This is a genomic window from Acinetobacter sp. XS-4, assembly GCF_023920705.1.
Taxonomy (GTDB): domain Bacteria; phylum Pseudomonadota; class Gammaproteobacteria; order Pseudomonadales; family Moraxellaceae; genus Acinetobacter.
Genome location: NZ_CP094657.1, coordinates 879,146 through 898,088 on the forward strand (window position 1 = coordinate 879,146; position 18,943 = coordinate 898,088).

Annotated in this window: 9 protein-coding genes; 7 read left to right on the plus strand and 2 right to left on the minus strand. The window is 37.0% G+C overall.

Annotated elements, in window-relative coordinates:
- Nucleotides 1–76 precede the first annotated feature (76 nt).
- Nucleotides 77–1,594, plus strand: a complete 1,518-nt coding sequence (glpD, locus tag MMY79_RS04165; RefSeq protein WP_252612216.1) for a glycerol-3-phosphate dehydrogenase — start codon at nucleotides 77–79, stop codon at nucleotides 1,592–1,594.
- A gap of 41 nt (nucleotides 1,595–1,635) precedes the next feature.
- Here the strand turns inward: glpD and MMY79_RS04170 are convergent, their stop codons facing one another.
- A complete protein-coding gene (locus MMY79_RS04170; protein ID WP_252612217.1) occupies nucleotides 1,636–3,468 on the minus strand; it encodes a phosphoenolpyruvate carboxykinase (GTP) in 1,833 nt (610 codons plus the stop codon).
- Between the two features lie 389 nt (nucleotides 3,469–3,857).
- Between MMY79_RS04170 and MMY79_RS04175 the strand changes: the two genes are divergently transcribed.
- From MMY79_RS04175 to groL, 5 genes are all read left to right on the plus strand, one after another.
- A complete protein-coding gene (locus MMY79_RS04175) occupies nucleotides 3,858–4,796 on the plus strand; it encodes a diacylglycerol kinase family protein (RefSeq protein ID WP_252612218.1) in 939 nt (312 codons plus the stop codon).
- Nucleotides 4,777–5,535 (plus strand): metallophosphoesterase family protein, encoded by a 759-nt coding sequence (locus MMY79_RS04180; RefSeq protein WP_252612219.1) that lies wholly within the window; start codon nucleotides 4,777–4,779, stop codon nucleotides 5,533–5,535. The genes MMY79_RS04175 and MMY79_RS04180 overlap by 20 nt, the downstream gene beginning before the upstream one ends.
- A gap of 302 nt (nucleotides 5,536–5,837) precedes the next feature.
- A complete protein-coding gene (locus tag MMY79_RS04185) occupies nucleotides 5,838–15,071 on the plus strand; it encodes an Ig-like domain-containing protein (RefSeq protein ID WP_252612220.1) in 9,234 nt (3,077 codons plus the stop codon).
- A gap of 240 nt (nucleotides 15,072–15,311) precedes the next feature.
- Nucleotides 15,312–15,602 carry a co-chaperone GroES gene (locus MMY79_RS04190; RefSeq protein WP_002120604.1) on the plus strand — a complete coding sequence of 97 codons (291 nt, stop codon included), beginning with the start codon at nucleotides 15,312–15,314 and terminating at the stop codon, nucleotides 15,600–15,602.
- A 58-nt stretch (nucleotides 15,603–15,660) separates the two neighbouring features.
- On the plus strand, nucleotides 15,661–17,295 hold the full coding sequence (groL, locus tag MMY79_RS04195) for a chaperonin GroEL (RefSeq protein WP_192833999.1): 1,635 nt from the start codon (nucleotides 15,661–15,663) through the stop codon (nucleotides 17,293–17,295).
- A gap of 172 nt (nucleotides 17,296–17,467) precedes the next feature.
- Here the strand turns inward: groL and MMY79_RS04200 are convergent, their stop codons facing one another.
- The gene (locus tag MMY79_RS04200; protein WP_252612221.1) at nucleotides 17,468–17,842 is read right to left on the minus strand and encodes a diacylglycerol kinase; all 375 of its coding nucleotides are present in this window, start codon (nucleotides 17,840–17,842) and stop codon (nucleotides 17,468–17,470) included.
- Nucleotides 17,843–17,948: 106 nt separating this feature from the next.
- Between MMY79_RS04200 and MMY79_RS04205 the strand changes: the two genes are divergently transcribed.
- Nucleotides 17,949–18,911: an MBL fold metallo-hydrolase gene (locus tag MMY79_RS04205; protein ID WP_191899764.1), complete on the plus strand. Its 963-nt coding sequence runs from the start codon at nucleotides 17,949–17,951 to the stop codon at nucleotides 18,909–18,911.
- Nucleotides 18,912–18,943 lie beyond the last annotated feature (32 nt).

Consider the following 18,943-nt stretch of genomic DNA (forward strand, 5'->3'; position numbering starts at 1 on the left):
CTGCTTTTTTGATTGTTGTTTCATCCATTTGATGTTTTAATTTTTAATAAGATAAACAATAAAAAGAAAATGAGAAATGACAGTACAAGCGAATGATTATTCAAAAATATATGACATTGCCGTGATTGGTGGTGGTATTAATGGCGTCGGTATTGCTAATGATGCAGCAGGCCGTGGCTTATCGGTATTTTTATGTGAAAAAGACGATTTAGCTAGCCATACCTCATCTGCGAGCAGTAAATTAATTCACGGTGGTTTGCGCTATTTAGAACATAAAGAATTTCGATTGGTTAGAGAAGCTTTGGCAGAGCGTGAAGTCTTGTTGGCTAAAGCTCCACATATTATTAAGCCAATGCGTTTTATTATGCCTCATCGACCACATTTGCGTCCTGCATGGTTAATTCGGGCAGGCCTATTTTTTTATGATCATTTAGGAAAACGAGAAAAATTATTAGGGTCAAATCTTATTTATTTCAAAGAAGATAGCCCCCTAAAACCTGCTATAACGCGTGGCTTTGAATATTCTGACTGTACTGTAGATGATGCACGTCTTGTTGTGTTAAATGCACTACAAGCCAAAGAGAATGGTGCCCAAGTTGTAACACGGACAAGATGTATTAAGGCTTATAGACAACAAGAACTATGGCATTTGGAACTACAAAGCGGGGCTGAGTTTTATCAAATACGTGCAAAAGCCTTAGTGAATGCAGCAGGCCCTTGGGTTGAAGAAATTATTAGTGAAAACCTACAATTAAAATCGCCATATCAAATTCGCCTGATTCAAGGAAGTCATATTGTTGTGCCTAAACTCTATGATTGCCATAAAGCTTTTATCATGCAAAATGAAGACCGACGGATCGTGTTTGCCATTCCTTATTTAGAAAAATACACATTAATTGGTACGACAGATCAGGAATATTTAGATGACCCACAAAAGGTAGAGATTACCGATGTAGAAATTGATTACCTTTTAACAGTGACAAATTCACATTTTAAAAAGCAGCTTACTCGTGCAGATATCGTCAGTCAGTTTTCTGGAGTCCGAGCGTTATGTGATGATGAGTCAGATAATCCTTCGGCAGTTACACGTGACTATACTGTGGCACTGCAAGTGGAAGACAAAACAACTCCCTTGCTGTCCGTATTTGGTGGAAAAATTACAACCTATCGGAAATTAGCGGAATCTGCCCTAGAGGAACTTAGTCCGTTTTTTACAGATATGGGAGAGGAGTGGACTGCAAATGAAGTATTACCTGGAGCTGAGAATTGGACCACACTTGAAGATTTAGTTCTAAAGATTCAAAACCAAGTGGAAGGAGTAACCGAGCAACTTGCTACGCGCTGGGCAAATGCCTATGGCTCTAGAATTTGGAATATTTTGCATGAACGAAAAGCTCTTGAGCCGTTAGGACAAGATTTTGGTCATGGTTTATTTGAATCTGAAGTTCAGTATTTATGTGAGAATGAATGGGCAAGTACGGCAGAAGATATATTGTGGCGTAGAACTAAGTTAGGTTTGGCATTTGATGAAAAACAAGTAAAAAATTTGGAAAGCTATTTGGCTGGACGCCGACAAAAAGATGATGCTGCATAATAAAAAAGGCCGCACATGGCGACCTTTTTTATATTTAGCAATTAGAAGCCAGTTTTTACAGCTTCGAGTAAAGCTGTTTGACGTTCTTTTAATGCTTTTGGTAAGCGTTCACCAAGTTTATTGAATAACTCAGTGTGGCTTTCAATTTCAGTAACCCACTGATCTTTATTTTGAGCTGTGATAAGGTCAAATTCTTCTCTAGAGAAATCAGTACCTTCCCAGTTCAAGTCATCGTAAGTTGGAACTAGACCAATTGGTGTTTCAACAGCATTTGCACGACTTTCACAACGGTCAATAATCCACTCAAGAACACGCATGTTTTGACCGAAACCAGGCCATACGAAGTTGCCTTCAGCATCACGACGGAACCAGTTTACGTTGAAGATTTTTGGTAATTTATTACCAGCAGCTTCAGCTTTTGTACTTACTTCTTGACCAAGGCTTAACCAGTGGTCGAAGTAGTCAGCCATGTTGTAGCCAGCAAATGGAAGCATCGCGAATGGGTCACGACGAACGATACCTTGTTGACCAACAGCAGCAGCAGTAGTTTCAGAACCCATAGTTGCAGCTTTGTAAACGCCATCAACCCAATCAAAAGCTTCAGAAACTAAAGGAACCGTATCTGCACGGCGACCACCGAAGATAAATGCAGAAATTGGAACACCTGCTGGATTTTCCCAGTCAGCATCGATAGAAGGGCATTGACCAGCAGCAACAGTGAAGCGCGCATTTGGATGAGCAGCTTTTTCACCATTTACGTGAGGTTGACCTTTCCAGTTAGTTAAGTTAGTCGGAATTTCTTTAGAAAGACCTTCCCACCATACTTGACCGTCGTTAGTTACCGCAACGTTTGTATAGATAACATCTTTGTGAAGAGTTGCCATACAGTTAGGGTTAGTTTTGGTATTTGTACCAGGCGCAACACCAAAGAAGCCAGCTTCTGGATTGATTGCGTATAGACGACCATCTTCACCTGGTTTGATCCAAGCAATATCGTCACCTACAGTCTCAATTTTCCAGCCTTCATAGCCTGCTGGTGGAATTAACATTGCGAAGTTTGTTTTACCACATGCAGACGGGAATGCTGCAGCGATATAGTGTTTTTCACCTTGTGGGTTAGTCACACCAAGAATAAGCATATGTTCAGCTAACCAACCTTGTTCGCGACCCATAACAGAAGCGATACGAAGTGCTAAACATTTTTTACCAAGTAATGCGTTACCGCCATAACCAGAACCGTAAGACCAGATTTCACGAGTTTCTGGGTAATGAACGATGTATTTTTCAGGGTTACAAGGCCATGCAACGTCTTTTTGCCCTTCAGCAAGTGGAGCACCTACGGTATGAATACAAGGAATAAATTCGCCGTCTGTACCTAACACGTCATAAACTGCTTTACCCATACGCGCCATTTTGCGCATGCTAACAGCAACGTAAGGAGAGTCAGTTAACTCAATACCGATATGAGCAATATGGCTTCCAAGTGGACCCATAGAGAAAGGTACAACGTACATTGTACGACCTTCCATTGATCCCTCGAACAAACCATTTAACTTTTCACGCATAACAGCTGGTTCTTCCCAGTTGTTTGTCGCACCAGCATCTTCTTTCTTTTGAGAGCAAATGTAAGTACGATCTTCAACACGCGCAACATCAGATGGATCAGAATTTGCAAGATAAGAACCAGGATGTTTTTCTTGGTTTAATTTCTGCATGGTGCCGTTAGCGATCATCAAGTCGATTAGACGTTGATACTCTTCTTCGCTTCCGTCACACCATTCGATTTTTGCTGGTTTGGTTAAGTTTGCAATTTCTTCAACCCATGCGATAAGCTTAGGATGACGAACGAATTCTGGTGCGTTCACTGTGGTCATGGTGAGGCCTATTCAAAATATGTACAACGTACAAGTCATTCATTGAGGTACAATGAAAGATCAAATAAAAAAGTGGCTGTATTAAAGCACAAATTCATAAAAAAAATAAGACTAAAGAATAAGAAATAGATATTTTGATTTTTTATTTTTTTTAATTTAAATCATATGTTTATTGTTTTTTGATGTATTTTATTCTTTACATTTTTATGTTGTATGTGTGTTATTTATATTATTTATTTTTTTTAAAATCAATAACTTGATGTTTAAATTTTTCTTGAGAATTATTATTGATTAAACAAATGATCATCATTCGAAATTTACATAAAGAGACTTTTATTAGGCGATTTTCTATACAAAATACAAGGTGAATCCTCTTTAAGATAATAAAAATGCGGACTTTAAAACCTCTCTCCATCATCTATAACCAGAAATCGGGTTTTCATGCTTCGAAACATGAAGATATGTATGAACAATTAATGACTGTACTCACCGAATTTGGTTTTGAAATACAAGTTTTTGAATTAGCGGAAGATGTTTCATTTGATGATTTAATGAATCAAGTGATTCATCGGCATAGTCAAAACGCAAATTTAGGCGTTGTTGTGGCAGCGGGTGGGGATGGAACGCTAAATGCGGTAGCGTCAAAACTTCGACATACCAATATTCCTATGGGAATTTTACCTTTGGGGACTTTTAATTACGTCGCTAAAGTTTTAGATATTCCTTTAGATTTGTTAGAGGCGGCTGAAGTCATCGCTACAGGTACACCACGTTCTGTACATATTGCGACTATTAACGATCATATTTATTTGAATAATGCGAGCCTAGGCCTTTATCCATTATTTATAAAAAAACGTGAGCTCTACAATAAATATTTAGGACGTTTACCTTTACATGCCTATACCTCGGCTTTGGATGTTTTATTAAGAGAAAATAAATCAATGAAGCTTTCAGTCACGGTTGATGGAAAAAAATATCCAGTCAAAACACCTCTAATTTTCTTTGGTAATAATCAACTGCAACTATGTGATATGAAATTAAGAATTGCTGAATGTGCTGCACAGGGGAGAGTTGCTGGAGTGGTCATTACAAAAAGTGATAGGCTTAGTTTATTACATATGCTTTGGCAATGGATTCAGGGCAAAGTTGAAGAGACAAAAGATGTTTATAGTTTTTGTGCTGATCATGTCATCGTTGATTGTGCAAAAAAATCGAAACTTACAGTAGCTTTAGATGGTGAAATATTAGAGATAAAAACACCATTAAATTTCACTGTAGAAAAAAATGCTTTAAATATTATGGTGCCAAATGTTATTACATCTGTCTGATTTGCATTTTGGAACAGAAATCGAAGCCTGTTTAGATGCGATTCGGCTTTTTTGTACCGAACAAAGACCTGAAGTTATTGTAGTGAGTGGGGATATTACTCAGCGAGCCAGATATAAACAGTTTTATAATTGTCGTCAATTTTTAGATAGTCTTAATATTCCTTATCTTATTGTGCCAGGTAATCACGATATTCCTTTGTATCATGTCTGGAACCGTTTTTTTTCTCCATTTACCCGCTATCAATATTTCTTTGGTCAGCTTGAACCGACTTTAGAAACTGAACATTTTTATATCGTTGGCGTAAATAGTATACGCCGCCGTTATCATACTCGTGGACATATTTCTATTGAGCAAATTCAAACGACATATGAGCGCTTAAAACAAGGGCCAGAGAATAAAATCAAATTAGTGGTTTTTCATCAGCCTTTTTATACTCCACCTGATGACGAACATGGTATTAAAGATTGTCCTGTATTGGGGAAAATGGCTCTTGAGAAATGGAGTAGAACAGGGCTATTTGGTATGTTACATGGGCATCTACATAAAACGGCTATATATGATTTGACGCAGATTTATCAATTAGAAATAGATCATCCTATTTATGATATTCATGCAGGAACAGCGACATCTAGCCGTTTGCATTATCATGTTCCAAATAGTTTTAATGTCATTTCAAATGAAGGGAAAATTGATCATTATTGGTTTAATTACGATTTGAAGATTTTTCAATTAATTTAATTTATAAAAATTATATAAGACATTTAACTTAAGAGTAGATTGATAAAATTTTATCCATTACAATGCCTAAGCTTTAAATTCTATATATGGGGAATAGGAAAACATTTTAAATGTTTTATCGTTTTAAAAATAATATGAATGAATACATAAAAATTTTAACTATATAAAAAGCCGTGTTTTTAACTAGCTATAATAAGGGTTTTAGTATTTTATGAAATTTAATAATATTTTATAAAATGAGTATCTATTTACTTAATATTTTAGAAAAACTTAATAATTATTTAAAATTTCATGGTGGAAAAATGGTACAAGTATCATTAATGGCAAATAATGCTTCAAAAAATAATATAGTTGATATTGATGTAGGCCAGAAAAAAAATATTATAGTAGATCCTAAAGAAATCGCAAAGCTTGATATAAGTCCAGAAAAAATTGCCTCAATAACAAGAGAGGGAAATAATGCAATTATTCATCTAAAAGATGGAACTGAAATTATTTTAGAAAACTATTTTATTAGCGAAAATCCGCAAATTCTTTTAAATGAAGGGCAAAGTTATTGGACTGCCAGTTTAGGTGAAGATGCTACCGGACAGACTACTGTTAATTATTTAGAAGTAAAAGATGCATCAAAGTTTATAGACTCTTCATCTTCTGTACCTCTCTGGTCTGGAATAGTCAGTGCTTTAGCTGGTGCAGGAACAATTGCTTTATTGTCACGGAAAGATCCTAAAGATACGACACCTCCTGAGCCAGGTAATTTGATTCTCAAAAATCTTTTAGATTCTGGGGCATCAACAACAGACCAGATCACTCAAGATAAAAACTTTAATTTAAAGGTTGAAGGTCAGGAAAGTGGCAGCCGAGTAACGTATTTAGTTTCTACTGATGATGGTAAGACATGGCAAGAAACAACAGTAGCTCAAAAAGATTTAGCTGATGGTGTTTATCAATATAAAGCTGTAGTAACAGACCGAGCTGGAAACGCTTCGGAAACTGCTATACAAAAAGTCGTTGTGGATACCACAGCACCAAAAGCAGGTGAACTCACTTTATCTGATTTGAGTGATACAGGTGTTTCAGCGACTGATCAGATTACGCAAGATAAAACGTTTGATTTAAAGATTAGTGGACAAGAAGAGAATAGCCACATCACTTACTGGATATCGAAAGATGATGGTAAGACGTGGCAGGAAACAACAGTAACTCAAAAAGATTTAGCGGATGGAAGTTATCTTTACAAAGTTGTATTAACAGACGTTGCAGGTAATACCTCAGAAACTGCTATACAAAAAGTCGTTGTGGATACTACAGCACCAAAAGCAGGTGAACTGACTTTATCTGATTTGAGCGATACAGGCGTCTCAGCAACTGATCAGATTACGCAAGATAAAACGTTTGATTTAAAGATTAGTGGACAAGAAGAGAATAGCCACATCACTTACTGGATATCGAAAGATGAAGGAAAGACTTGGCAAGAAACAACAGTAAATCAAAAAGATTTAGCTGATGGTGTTTATCAATACAAAGCTGTAGTGACAGACCTTGCAGGTAACACATCAGAAACTGCTATACAAAAGGTAGTTGTGGATAATTCTTTAAATGTTGAAGCAATTGCAGTAACTGTAAAGCCGATTACCGAAGACAATACAATAAGTCTAGTTGAAAAAAATCAAGTTATTTCAATAAGACTTGAAGTAGATAATCTACCAACAGATTTAAATAGTTCACTGACTTTAGTAAATACGACATTAAACAATGCTGTTTATAATTTTCAATTTGATGAAGTGACCCAAGAATGGGTTGCTGAAATTCCAGCAGAGTTTCTGTGGTCAGAAGAGTCACAAACCAATATATCAATTGATATTAGTCTTACTGATCAAGCTGGTAATACAGCAATTATTAAACAGACCCAAAATTATAATGTAGATCATACTCCAAATTCACCAATCCTAGATTCACTAACTTTCAACAATATAGATGGAGCTATCATTTCAGGTAGTGCATATAAAGGAAGCAAGGTCGATATCTACAATAAAAATGGTGATTGGCTTGCAACTACAATAGTCAATGAAGAGGGTAAATTTACTTTACAAGACCTTTCTATTAGTACTAATCAAGAAGTTTATGCTGTCGCTACTTATAATGGATACAGCAGCGAAAACTCATCAATTGGACTAGTTACTGAAGTTCCAGCTCTTAGTATTTTACGAATTAGTCCAGAAGGTGTGATCACTGGTTATGCGACTGAAGGTAGTCATTTTATTGTAAAAGATCAGAATGGAAATATTCTACAAGAGTTTAACTCCATTGCATTTGAGGGCTCAGGTATTACGCCTTTTAGTGTAATGGCATTAGGTGAAGTCAGACCATTTACTTTGTCTCTCGACCAACCTTTGGAGGAAGGCACTCAAATTATTATTTCTACAGATAAAGATAATATTTCAGGCCATCCACAATATATTACCGCAGACTATACGCCCGCAGTATTTTTAGAAACTCCACAATTTGATATCAGTGGTGAAACTTTATCAGTACATATTAATGAGCCGAACAGCTTTATTCGTGCATTTTCTGGAGAGGGCAATTTAATTGCTAACGGTGTTACAGATGAGCAAGGTATTGCAAGTTTACATGTGTTCCAGTTTTTAAAAGAAGGCGAATCGGTTACCGTACAAGTAGTGGATAAAAATCAAAATACGAGTGAAACACTAATTGAAGTTCCAAACTTTGCTTATATTCCACATGTTGAACGTATTACACAAGAAGGCTTAATTTCTGGGGTTGCTGAAGATAATAGTACGGTAATTGTGCGTGATGCTGAGGGCAATGAATTAGGAAAAGTTACATTAGGTGATGACAATAGTGGGAGTGACTTTAGTCATTTTAGCTTGAGTGTAAACCGTCCTTTAATTGATGGAGAGCAAATTTCTGTTCAAATTATTGATAATAAAGGTCTAATGAGCCCTGAACAGAAGATTATTGTAGATCTGACTCCTCCACCTGTTCCAACAGATTTAAATTTCAATGATGCTGGTGATTTAGTTTATGGTCATGCAGAACCTTTCTCTGAAATTTTGGTTAAAGATGGACAAGGAAACATTCTTAATAAATGGTTTTGGAATAACTGGACCGACGAGAGTGGAAGCTTCTCGATAGAATTAGGTATGTTTTTAACCAATGCTGAGACAGTGTATGTCACGGCTACAGATGTAAATGGGAATGTAAGTTTAGCTGCTCAGATACAGGCACCTAACTATGCTTTTGCCCCATATGTAGATAGCTTTACTTCAGATGGAGTGATAAGTGGACAAGCTGAAAATAATAGTACTCTCATTGTTAAAGATGTCAAAGGTGAAGTCGTAGCTGAAATTAAAGTCGGTGAAGATAATGGCTGGAATGGATCAAGTTATTTTAAACTCCAACTTGATCGCCCTCTTGTTGATGGTGAGCAGTTGTTCTTATCAATTAAGGATGCTCGTGGACAAGTAAGCACTGATACAGTAATTACCGCTGATACTGTTGCTCCTACACTAGCCAGCAATTTAGTTTTCTCAGAAGATGGTTCATATCTTACGGGTGTAGCAGAACTGAATACTACGATTCAGGTTTTTGATCATAATGGTCAGCTGGTGAATATATGGAATAACAGCATAAATTCTGACGGTACATTTACTATTTTCTTAGGTAGTAATAATTTACATGGAGAGGCATTCACGGTCACTGTTAAAGACCAAGCCGGAAATGTGAGTGAAGCTGTTTCAATTAAAGCTCCATTTGATGATATTGCGCCAAATCCAATTAAAAATATTTTACTTGATGCAAACGGTCAAAACTTTACAGCACAAGCAGAAGCAAATAGTCAGATCGAAGTTTTTGATTCATTGGGTAATCAGACAGGTTGGGGCTCTACAGATAGTGCTGGTAATGTCTCAGGCTTTTTCAATCAAATCTATTTACATGGTGAGGAACTCACTTTTGTGGTTATAGATCGAGCAGGTAACCGCAGTGTCGAATTTAAGCAAAATGCTTTAATTGATACCATTGCACCAAACCCGATTGAAAATATCATCTTCAACGAAGATGGCCAAAGCTTTACAGCTCAGGCAGAAGCGGGAAGCTCTATTGATGTCTTAGATCAGGATGGAAATAAGATTACTACTAGTTATACCGATAGCTTAGGTAATGTATTTGGTTATTTCCCGCAAGTTTACTTACATGGTGAGGAACTTACTTTTATCGTGATAGATCGAGCGGGTAACCGTAGTGCAGAGATCAAGCAGAGTGTTTTGAATGACGATGTCGCACCAAATCCGATTGAAAATATTGTATTAGATATTAATGGTCAGAACTTTACCGCTCAGGCAGAAGCAAATAGCCAAATTGAAATTAAAAATGCCAATGGTGATGTCATAGGTTATGGGTCAGCAGATAGTACAGGCAATGTTTTTGGTCACTTGTATCAGGTCTATTTACATGGCGAAGAGCTTACTTTTGTTGTCGTTGACCGAGCGGGTAACCGTAGTACAGAAGTTAAGCAGAATGCTTTAACTGATGATATTGCACCAAATCTGATTGAAAATATTGTATTCGACTCAAACGGTCAAAACTTTACGGCGCAAGCAGAAGCAAACACTCAAATTGAAGTCAAAAATGCTGTGGGTGAGGTCGTAGGTTCTGGTTATGTAGATGGTGCTGGTAATGTGTCAGGTTATTTATATCAAGTCTATTTACATGGTGAGGAACTCACTTTTGTTGTCGTTGACCGAGCTGGTAACCGTAGTACAGAGATCAAGCAAAATGCTTTAACTGATGATATTGCACCAAATCCGATTGAAAATATTGTACTTGATGAGAACGGACAGAACTTTACAGCTCAGGCAGAAGCAAACACTCAAATTGAAGTCAAAAATGCTGCTGGTGAAGTCATAGGATCTGGTTCAACCGATAGCATGGGTAATGCTTCTGGTTACTTATATCAGGTTCATTTACATGGAGAAGAACTCACTTTTGTTGTAGTTGACAAAGCGGGGAACCATAGTACAGAGGTCAAGCAGAATGCCTTGATTGATGATATCGCACCAAATCCGATTGAAAACATCATTTTCAATGAAAATGGTCAAAACTTTACAGCGCAAGCAGAAGCAAATAGCAAAGTTGAAGTTAAAAATGCTGTAGGTGAGGTTGTAGGTACTGGTTATGTAGATAGTGCTGGTAACGTCTCGGGTTACTTGAATCAAGTTTATTTAAAAGGTGAGGAACTTACTTTTGTTGTGATTGATCAAGCCGGCAATCGCAGTGTTGAAGTAAAACAAACAGCCTTTCTTGATAATACTGCACCGGAAAATGCGACTAATTTAATATTTAGTGAAGATGGTTCATATCTAACTGGTATGGCTGAGCCAAATGCTACGATTCAAATATTTGATCAGAATGGTCAATTGGTAAATCAGTGGAATAATAATGTTAATTGGGATGGAACATTTAACATTTCTTTAGATAGTAACTACTTGCATGGCGAAGAGTTTAAAGTGGTTGTAGCAGATCGAGCAGGTAATATGAGTGGTGGGGTTACTGTAAAAGCACCGCTCGATGATATTGCTCCCATGGCTGCAAGTAATCTCGCGTTCAGTGAAGATGGTTCCTCCCTTTCTGGTGTAGCTGAGTTAAATACCATTATCCAGATTTTTGACCAAAATGGTCAGCAAGTGAATACCTGGAATCAGAGTGTAAACGCTGATGGTACATTCAACATTTCTCTAGGTAATTACAATTTACATGGTGAAGAATTTACAGTCATTGTTAAAGACCGAGCTGGAAATGTGAGTGAAGCTGTTTCGGTAAAGGCTCCACTTGATAATGTTGCTCCAAACCAAATTAAAAATATTGTATTTGATGCGAATGGTCAAAATTTTATAGCACAGGCAGAAGCAAATACTCAGGTCGAAGTTAAAAATGCTGCAGGTGAGATTATCGGGTCTGGTTCAACCGATAGCACTGGTAATGTGACGGGTTACTTCTATCAAGTCTATTTACATGGAGAAGAATTAACTTTCGTTGTCATAGATAGAGTGGGTAATCGCAGTGTCGAACTTAAGTTAAATGCTTTGGTGGATACCATTACGCCAGATCCAATTGAAAATATTATCTTTAATGAAAATGGTCAAAGCTTTACGGCACAAGCAGAAGCAAATAGTTTTATTGGTGTCAAAAATGCTGCGGGTGAGTTTGTCGGTTATGGTTATGTAGATAGCACTGGTAATGTGACAGGCTATTTCAATCAGGTTTATTTAAAAGGTGAGGAACTCACTTTTATCGTTATAGATAAAGCAGGTAATCAAAGTGTTGAATTTAAGCAAAATGCTTTGATTGATGATATTGCACCAAATCCGATTGAAAACATCGTCTTAAATGAAAATGGTCAAAACTTTACAGCGCAAGCGGAAGCAGATAGTCGAATCGAAGTTAAAAATGCTGTTGGTGAGGTTGTAGGATCTGGTTCAACCGATGGCATGGGTAATGTTTCTGGTTACTTGTATCAGGTCTATTTACATGGCGAAGAGCTCACTTTTGTTGTCGTTGACCGAGCGGGGAACCGTAGTACAGAGGTCAAGCAGAATGCTTTGATTGATGATATCGCACCAAACTCAATTGAAAATATTGTGCTCGACTCACACGGTCAAAACTTTACGGCGCAAGCAGAAGTAAATACTCGGATTGAAGTCAAAAATGCTGCGGGTGAGGTGATAGGTTCTGGTTATGTAGATGGTGCGGGTAATGTGTCAGGTTATTTTAATCAAGTCTATTTACATGGAGAGGAATTAACTTTCATCGTTGTAGATATAGCAGGTAACCGAAGTATTGAGGTTAAACAAAATGCTTTAATTGATGATGTCTCACCGCCAGTTGCTTCAAATATTACTTTAACCTCAGATGGATTGCTTTTTGGTGAAGCTGAACCAAACTCAACTGTTGAAATTATTGATCAATATGGTGCAATTATCACAATAGCTAATGTTGGATATGATGGACGCTTTTATCAATTGATCAACCTGAGCCAATATCAAACACAAAATTTGAGTATTGTTGTCAAAGATATTGCTGGCAACCGAAGTGAAGTTGCTCATGAATTAGTACCTATATTTTCGAATTCACCAATTGCTGCGACAGAGCTAAAATTGGATGTAAATGGCCATATTCTTACAGGTAAGGCGACAGCAGGAATGACGATTGTTGTCACATCTACTGATGGTCAGATCATTAATGGAGAATGGAGCAGTATAGTTAATGAAGATGGTAGTTTTGCTATTAAGTTAAATAGCTATTATCTACATGGACAGACGTTACTAATTCGAGTTTATGACCAGAATACATATCAATACAGCCCAATCACTGAACTTATTGCGCCATTAGACAATATTGCTCCAGTGATTAATGAGGTAGCGATTAGTAACGACGGTCATGAGATAACTGGACATGCTGATTCAAAAGTAATTATTAAAGTAATAGATGCGGATGGAGATTTACGAGCAGAATTTCAAATGGAGGAAGCTGGATATTTCAATGTTGGTATGTATCCACCTGTATTACGTGGAGAGCAATTATTTATCACGGCAACGGATTTAGCTAAAAATATAAGTACGCCATTTAATTTTACTTTTACTGCAGATACTAATGCACCACCATCAGCAGATCATGTTGTTTTATCTGAAAATGGTTTCTTCATTGAGGGAACTGCTACACCAAATAGTGAGATGCATATTTTTGATGTGTATAGTAATTATATTGGCGGTGGTTCTGTAGATGAAACTGGATATTTTAATATCCAGTTATACTCACCTCAGGTGAATGGACAAACTTTACGTGTTGTTGTGGAACATAATGGGTATCAAAGCGTTTATACAGAAATTAAGGCACCGATAGACATCGTTGCGCCAAATGCAGCAACACAACTTGTATTGGAAGAAGGAAATATACTTTCTGGGGAGGCTGAAGCATATTCAACTGTTAATATTTTCGATGCTAATAATAATTTAGTTGGTCAGACTACTGTGGGAAGTAGTGGTACTTTCTGGGTGCAATTATGGTCACAATATTGGCATGGTGAAACATTGACAGTAAAAGTAGTTGATGCCAATCAAAATATAAGTGTGGGCTCAACGATTGTTGCTACGAATGATACAACAGTACCGAATGTAGCCACACAACTTGCCATAAATGGATTGGGAGAGCTCACGGGACATGCAGAAAGTAGAGCTATCCTTGAAGTTATATATCATTTTGCTGATCAAGAATCTTCTGTAACTTCTGTAATAAGTACGACAGTTATGGTTGATGGAACTTTCTCTGTTTATATGTATGAGAATGCAACGTCATTTGATCTTACTGTTATTGATCGTGCTGGAAATCGTAGTGAAACTATCAGCAAAGCGATTAGTGATTTACATACGATCACTGTTGATCAGTTTAAAGGTGATTCTGCTGATAATACTTATATAGTTGATCATATAATTGATTTTGTTAAAGAATATATTGTTGAGCCGTATGCAATATATAAAGATGTCTGGATTGATAATAGCTATACATATCCAGAATGGGTCACTGAAGGTCATTACGAACAGATATGGTTTGTTGATGGTTATTATGATTCCCAATTGGTCACAAGTGGTTATTCAACTGTACAAAATGTTTATCAAAATCAGAATGGTATAACTTATATTGATAATGGCATGGCAGATAGCGATTATAGTCGATATGAACAACAATATTATGATTTTGCGAATGGACAATGGCAAGAAGGTTATGAATTGACCTATATACGTTCAGAAGAAGGCTGGGTTGATACTAGTCATTATGAAGACGTTTATGTTGATCTGAGTCGTTATGAAGATGTTTGGGTAGATACTAGCCACTATCAAGATGTTTTCGTAGAAAGCGGTTACTGGGAAAGTCAACTTATTGAATCTGGCTATCGAGATGTTGATTTTGGTGGACACGATAAAATAATTAGCTCTGTGAGTTATAGTCTGGTTGGATATTCTGATTGGTCGACAGGTCTAGAAAGTGGTCGTTATGTTGAAGACTTGGAGTTGGTTGGTTCTGCTCATCTAAATGCAACAGGCAATGCTTTAGATAATCTTTTAACAGGTAACTCTGGTAATAACGTTTTGAATGGGCGTGAAGGTAACGATACCTATATGACGAATGAAGGTACTGATTCCATACTGTTCCAATTGCTAAATAGCCAAGATGCAACTGGCGGAAATGGACATGATACGGTGTTAGATTTTACTTTGGGTGATGTAAGAACCAATACTCAAGCAGATAAAATTGATTTAAGTGAACTATTAATTGACTATTCTAAAGATGTGAGCACATTAGCTAAATTTATTACTGTAGAGCAAGATGCTGGAAACACGACTATTAGTCTTGACCGAGATGGTGAAGGTACAATGTTTAGTAGTATTTCATTGATTACTTTAAATCAGGTAAATACAACATTAGATGAATTGTTGAATAACCAGCAACTCTTTGTTTAACATTGATATTTATCTTTATAAAAGAGGCTATGAAAATAGCCTCTTTTATTTTGTGCTTTAATTTTAATAAAAACTCTTCACAACCTGTTAAAAAATGACCAAAAAAGATAAGTTTTTTTTCATTTTCCCCTTGAAGCCTTTTTTTTCATCCCCACAAAAGTGACATCTAAATATTTTGTTATTGCTCTGGATTAAAGCAATAACGATTAATCAAAAAGACTTAGTCTGATGGAGTTAATTATGAGCAACATTCGTCCATTACATGATCGCGTTGTAATTCGTCGCGTAGAAGAAGAAACCAAAACTGCTGGCGGTATTTTACTTCCAGGTTCTGCTGCTGAAAAACCATCTCAAGGTGAAGTAATTGCAGTAGGTAATGGTCAAATCACTGAGAATGGCGTACGTGCTTTGGATGTTAAAGTTGGTGACAAAGTATTGTTTGGTACTTATGCAGGTACAACAGTGAAAGTAAGTGGTGAAGAACTCTTAATCATGAAAGAGTCAGATATTTTAGCTGTGTTGGAAGGCTAATCAATCCATAACTCAATTCATTATCAGATTCAGTATTTAAAAAGATTCGGAGTTTAATATGTCAGCTAAAGACGTAAAATTTGGTGATTCAGCTCGCTCAAAAATGATTGCAGGCGTAAACGTACTTGCAGATGCGGTTAAAGTGACTTTAGGTCCTAAAGGTCGTAACGTAGTGATTGACCGTTCTTTCGGCGCTCCGCACATCACTAAAGACGGCGTAACTGTTGCTAAAGAAATTTCATTAAAAGACAAGTTTGAAAACATGGGTGCTCAACTTGTTCGTGAAGTTTCTAGCAAAACTAACGATATCGCTGGTGACGGTACTACAACTGCAACTGTACTTGCTCAAGCAATTTTAAATGAAGGGATCAAATCTGTAACTGCAGGTATGAACCCAATGGATTTAAAACGTGGTATCGATATCGCAGTAAGAACTGTAGTTGAAAATATCCGTTCAAATGCAAAACCTGCTGATGATTTTAAAGCGATCGAACAAGTTGGTTCTATCTCTGCTAACTCTGATACTACTGTTGGTAAACTTATCGCTCAAGCGATGGAAAAAGTAGGAAAAGAAGGCGTAATCACTGTAGAAGAAGGTTCTGGCTTCGAAGACGCATTAGACGTTGTAGAAGGTATGCAGTTTGACCGTGGTTATATCTCTCCGTACTTTGCAAACAAGCAAGATACTTTAACGGCTGAGCTTGAAAACCCGTTCATCCTTCTTGTTGATAAAAAAATCGGTAACATTCGTGAATTGATTTCTGTTTTAGAAGCTGTTGCGAAAACTGGTAAACCACTTCTTATCATCGCTGAAGATGTTGAAGGCGAAGCACTTGCTACACTTGTTGTAAACAACATGCGCGGTATTATCAAAGTATGTGCTGTTAAAGCTCCTGGTTTTGGTGACCGTCGTAAAGCAATGCTTCAAGACATCGCAATCTTGACTGGCGCAACTGTTATTTCTGAAGAAGTTGGTATGTCTTTAGAACAAGCAACTCTTCAAGATTTAGGTACTGCACACAAGATCACTGTTTCTAAAGAAAACACTGTAATTGTTGATGGTGCTGGTGATGCAGCTGCTATTGCTGAGCGTGTTCAGCAAATCCGTGCTCAAATTGAAGAATCTTCTTCAGAATACGACCGTGAAAAATTACAAGAACGTGTTGCTAAATTAGCAGGCGGTGTTGCTGTAATTAAAATTGGTGCGGCAACTGAAGTTGAAATGAAAGAGAAGAAAGACCGCGTAGACGACGCGCTTCATGCAACTCGTGCAGCAGTTGAAGAAGGTGTGGTTGCTGGTGGTGGTGTTGCGCTAGTACGTGCTGTAAATGTATTAGACAACCTAAAAGGTGCTAACGAAGATCAAACAGCGGGTATTAATATTTTACGCCGTGCGATCGAAGCTCCACTTCGTCAAATTGTTGCGAACGCTGGTGATGAACCATCTGTAGTTATCAATGCAGTTAAAGGTGGTGAAGGTAACTTCGGTTATAACGCTGCAACTGGCGAATATGGCGATATGTTAGAAATGGGTATTCTTGACCCTGCTAAAGTAACTCGTTCTGCACTTGAACACGCTGCTTCTGTAGCTGGTTTAATGTTAACTACAGAATGTATGATTACTGACATTCCAGAAGATAAACCAGCTGTTCCAGATATGGGCGGTATGGGTGGTATGGGCGGCATGATGTAATAACACATCAACGCTTAAACTAAAAAAATCCCTGCTTATGCAGGGATTTTTTTATTTCTACGTGATTTTAAGAAATAGTTAAGTTCAATCACTTATATTAAAAAACAGGAACAGCAGCTAGAAGTTCCTCTTTGTTACAGCCATGCTTATTTACTTATAAGCATGGTTTTTTTTATCCTAATAAAATGAACAACCATGTAATGGCAATGATAGAAAGTGCAACAAATTGAGCCGCACTTCCCATATCTTTAGCATTTTTAGAAAGCTGATGTTTTTCAAGAGAAACTCGATCAACGACTGCTTCAATAGCCGAATTGAACAGTTCAACGATCATTGTAAATAAACATACGATAATAAGTAAGACATGTTCACTGCGGGTTACATCAAGAAAAAGACTGACAGGAATTAAAATAAGATTAATCAAAACAATTTGACGGAAAGCTGCTTCATTTTTATATGCTGCTTTAAATCCGGAAATCGAGTAGCCCGTTGCATTTAATATACGCTTAAGGCCTGTTTTGCCCTTATAAGGAGAATAGCTATTCATTTACTTATATTTCTGACACATTTCATGCATTATATAATTTGGGCCTTAAAAAATTATTAAATCTTTTTTAAAGATTTTGACTTTATAACTGAATAGAGAAGAAGAGATGAAAAAATTATGTGTAGCTTTGGGTCTTGCATTTTGTAGCATGCATGCTGCGTATGCCGAGCAAACTCCTACCCAGCAAGTACCTGGATACTATAAGCATCAATTTGGCAAATATCGTGTGACTTCTTTACTTGACGGCACAATTTATCTAAATCCTAATTTGTTTAAAAATTTAAATCAGACTCAGAAAACTAAAATATTAACTAAATATGCTGCTGTGAATGAGAAGGGGATTCAGACTTCGGTTAATGCATTTTTAGTAGATGATGGTAAAAGTTTAACGCTTGTCGATAGTGGTGCAGCAAGTTGTTTTGGCCCACAACTTGGTTCGATTGCAAAAAATATTGAATTGGCAGGTTATCAACTTGCTAATGTAAAAACGGTATTGCTCACACATTTACATCCAGACCATGTATGCGGAATTGCTCAAAATGGGAAAGCTGTATTTCCAAATGCAACCGTTTATGCACATGAACGTGAAGCTGATTATTGGTTAAATCCAGCTTCTGAAAAAACAGTGCCAGCAGATAAAAAGCAAAACTATTTAGGTACTGTGAAAAACATAAAAACTGCTCTTGCTCCATATCAAGCAAAAAAAGCATTCAAGACATTTAAAGATGGCGATGTTATTCAAGGTTTTGAAGTGATCGATACGCGCGGTCACACACCTGGCCATCATAGCTTTCGCTTAAAGAGTAATGATCAGCAAATTATTTTTGTTGGAGACATTGTTCACTCACATTCTTTGCAGTTTGATGCTCCAAAAACTGGTGTGGATTTTGATGTGAATTCTGAGCAGGCGATTAATACCCGTTTGAAAATGTTCGCTGAAATTTCAAATAAACAGCAATGGGTCGCGGCACCACATTTACCATTCCCAGGCATTGGTCATGTTTATAAAGTAAACGCTGAGCAATATCAGTGGATTCCTCTCTATTTTGATAATGTCGTAGAGAAATAAAAAAACAGGGCATTTATTGCCCTGTTTTTTAT

Coding starts and splice junctions, on each gene's coding strand:
- MMY79_RS04200 (WP_252612221.1), bottom strand. CDS start 17,842: ATGAATAGCTATTCTCCTTATAAGGGCAAAACAGGCCTTAAGCGTATA.
- MMY79_RS04185 (WP_252612220.1), top strand. CDS start 5,838: ATGGTACAAGTATCATTAATGGCAAATAATGCTTCAAAAAATAATATA.
- MMY79_RS04190 (WP_002120604.1), top strand. CDS start 15,312: ATGAGCAACATTCGTCCATTACATGATCGCGTTGTAATTCGTCGCGTA.
- MMY79_RS04175 (WP_252612218.1), top strand. CDS start 3,858: ATGCGGACTTTAAAACCTCTCTCCATCATCTATAACCAGAAATCGGGT.
- groL (WP_192833999.1), top strand. CDS start 15,661: ATGTCAGCTAAAGACGTAAAATTTGGTGATTCAGCTCGCTCAAAAATG.
- MMY79_RS04170 (WP_252612217.1), bottom strand. CDS start 3,468: ATGACCACAGTGAACGCACCAGAATTCGTTCGTCATCCTAAGCTTATC.
- MMY79_RS04180 (WP_252612219.1), top strand. CDS start 4,777: ATGTTATTACATCTGTCTGATTTGCATTTTGGAACAGAAATCGAAGCC.
- MMY79_RS04205 (WP_191899764.1), top strand. CDS start 17,949: ATGAAAAAATTATGTGTAGCTTTGGGTCTTGCATTTTGTAGCATGCAT.
- glpD (WP_252612216.1), top strand. CDS start 77: ATGACAGTACAAGCGAATGATTATTCAAAAATATATGACATTGCCGTG.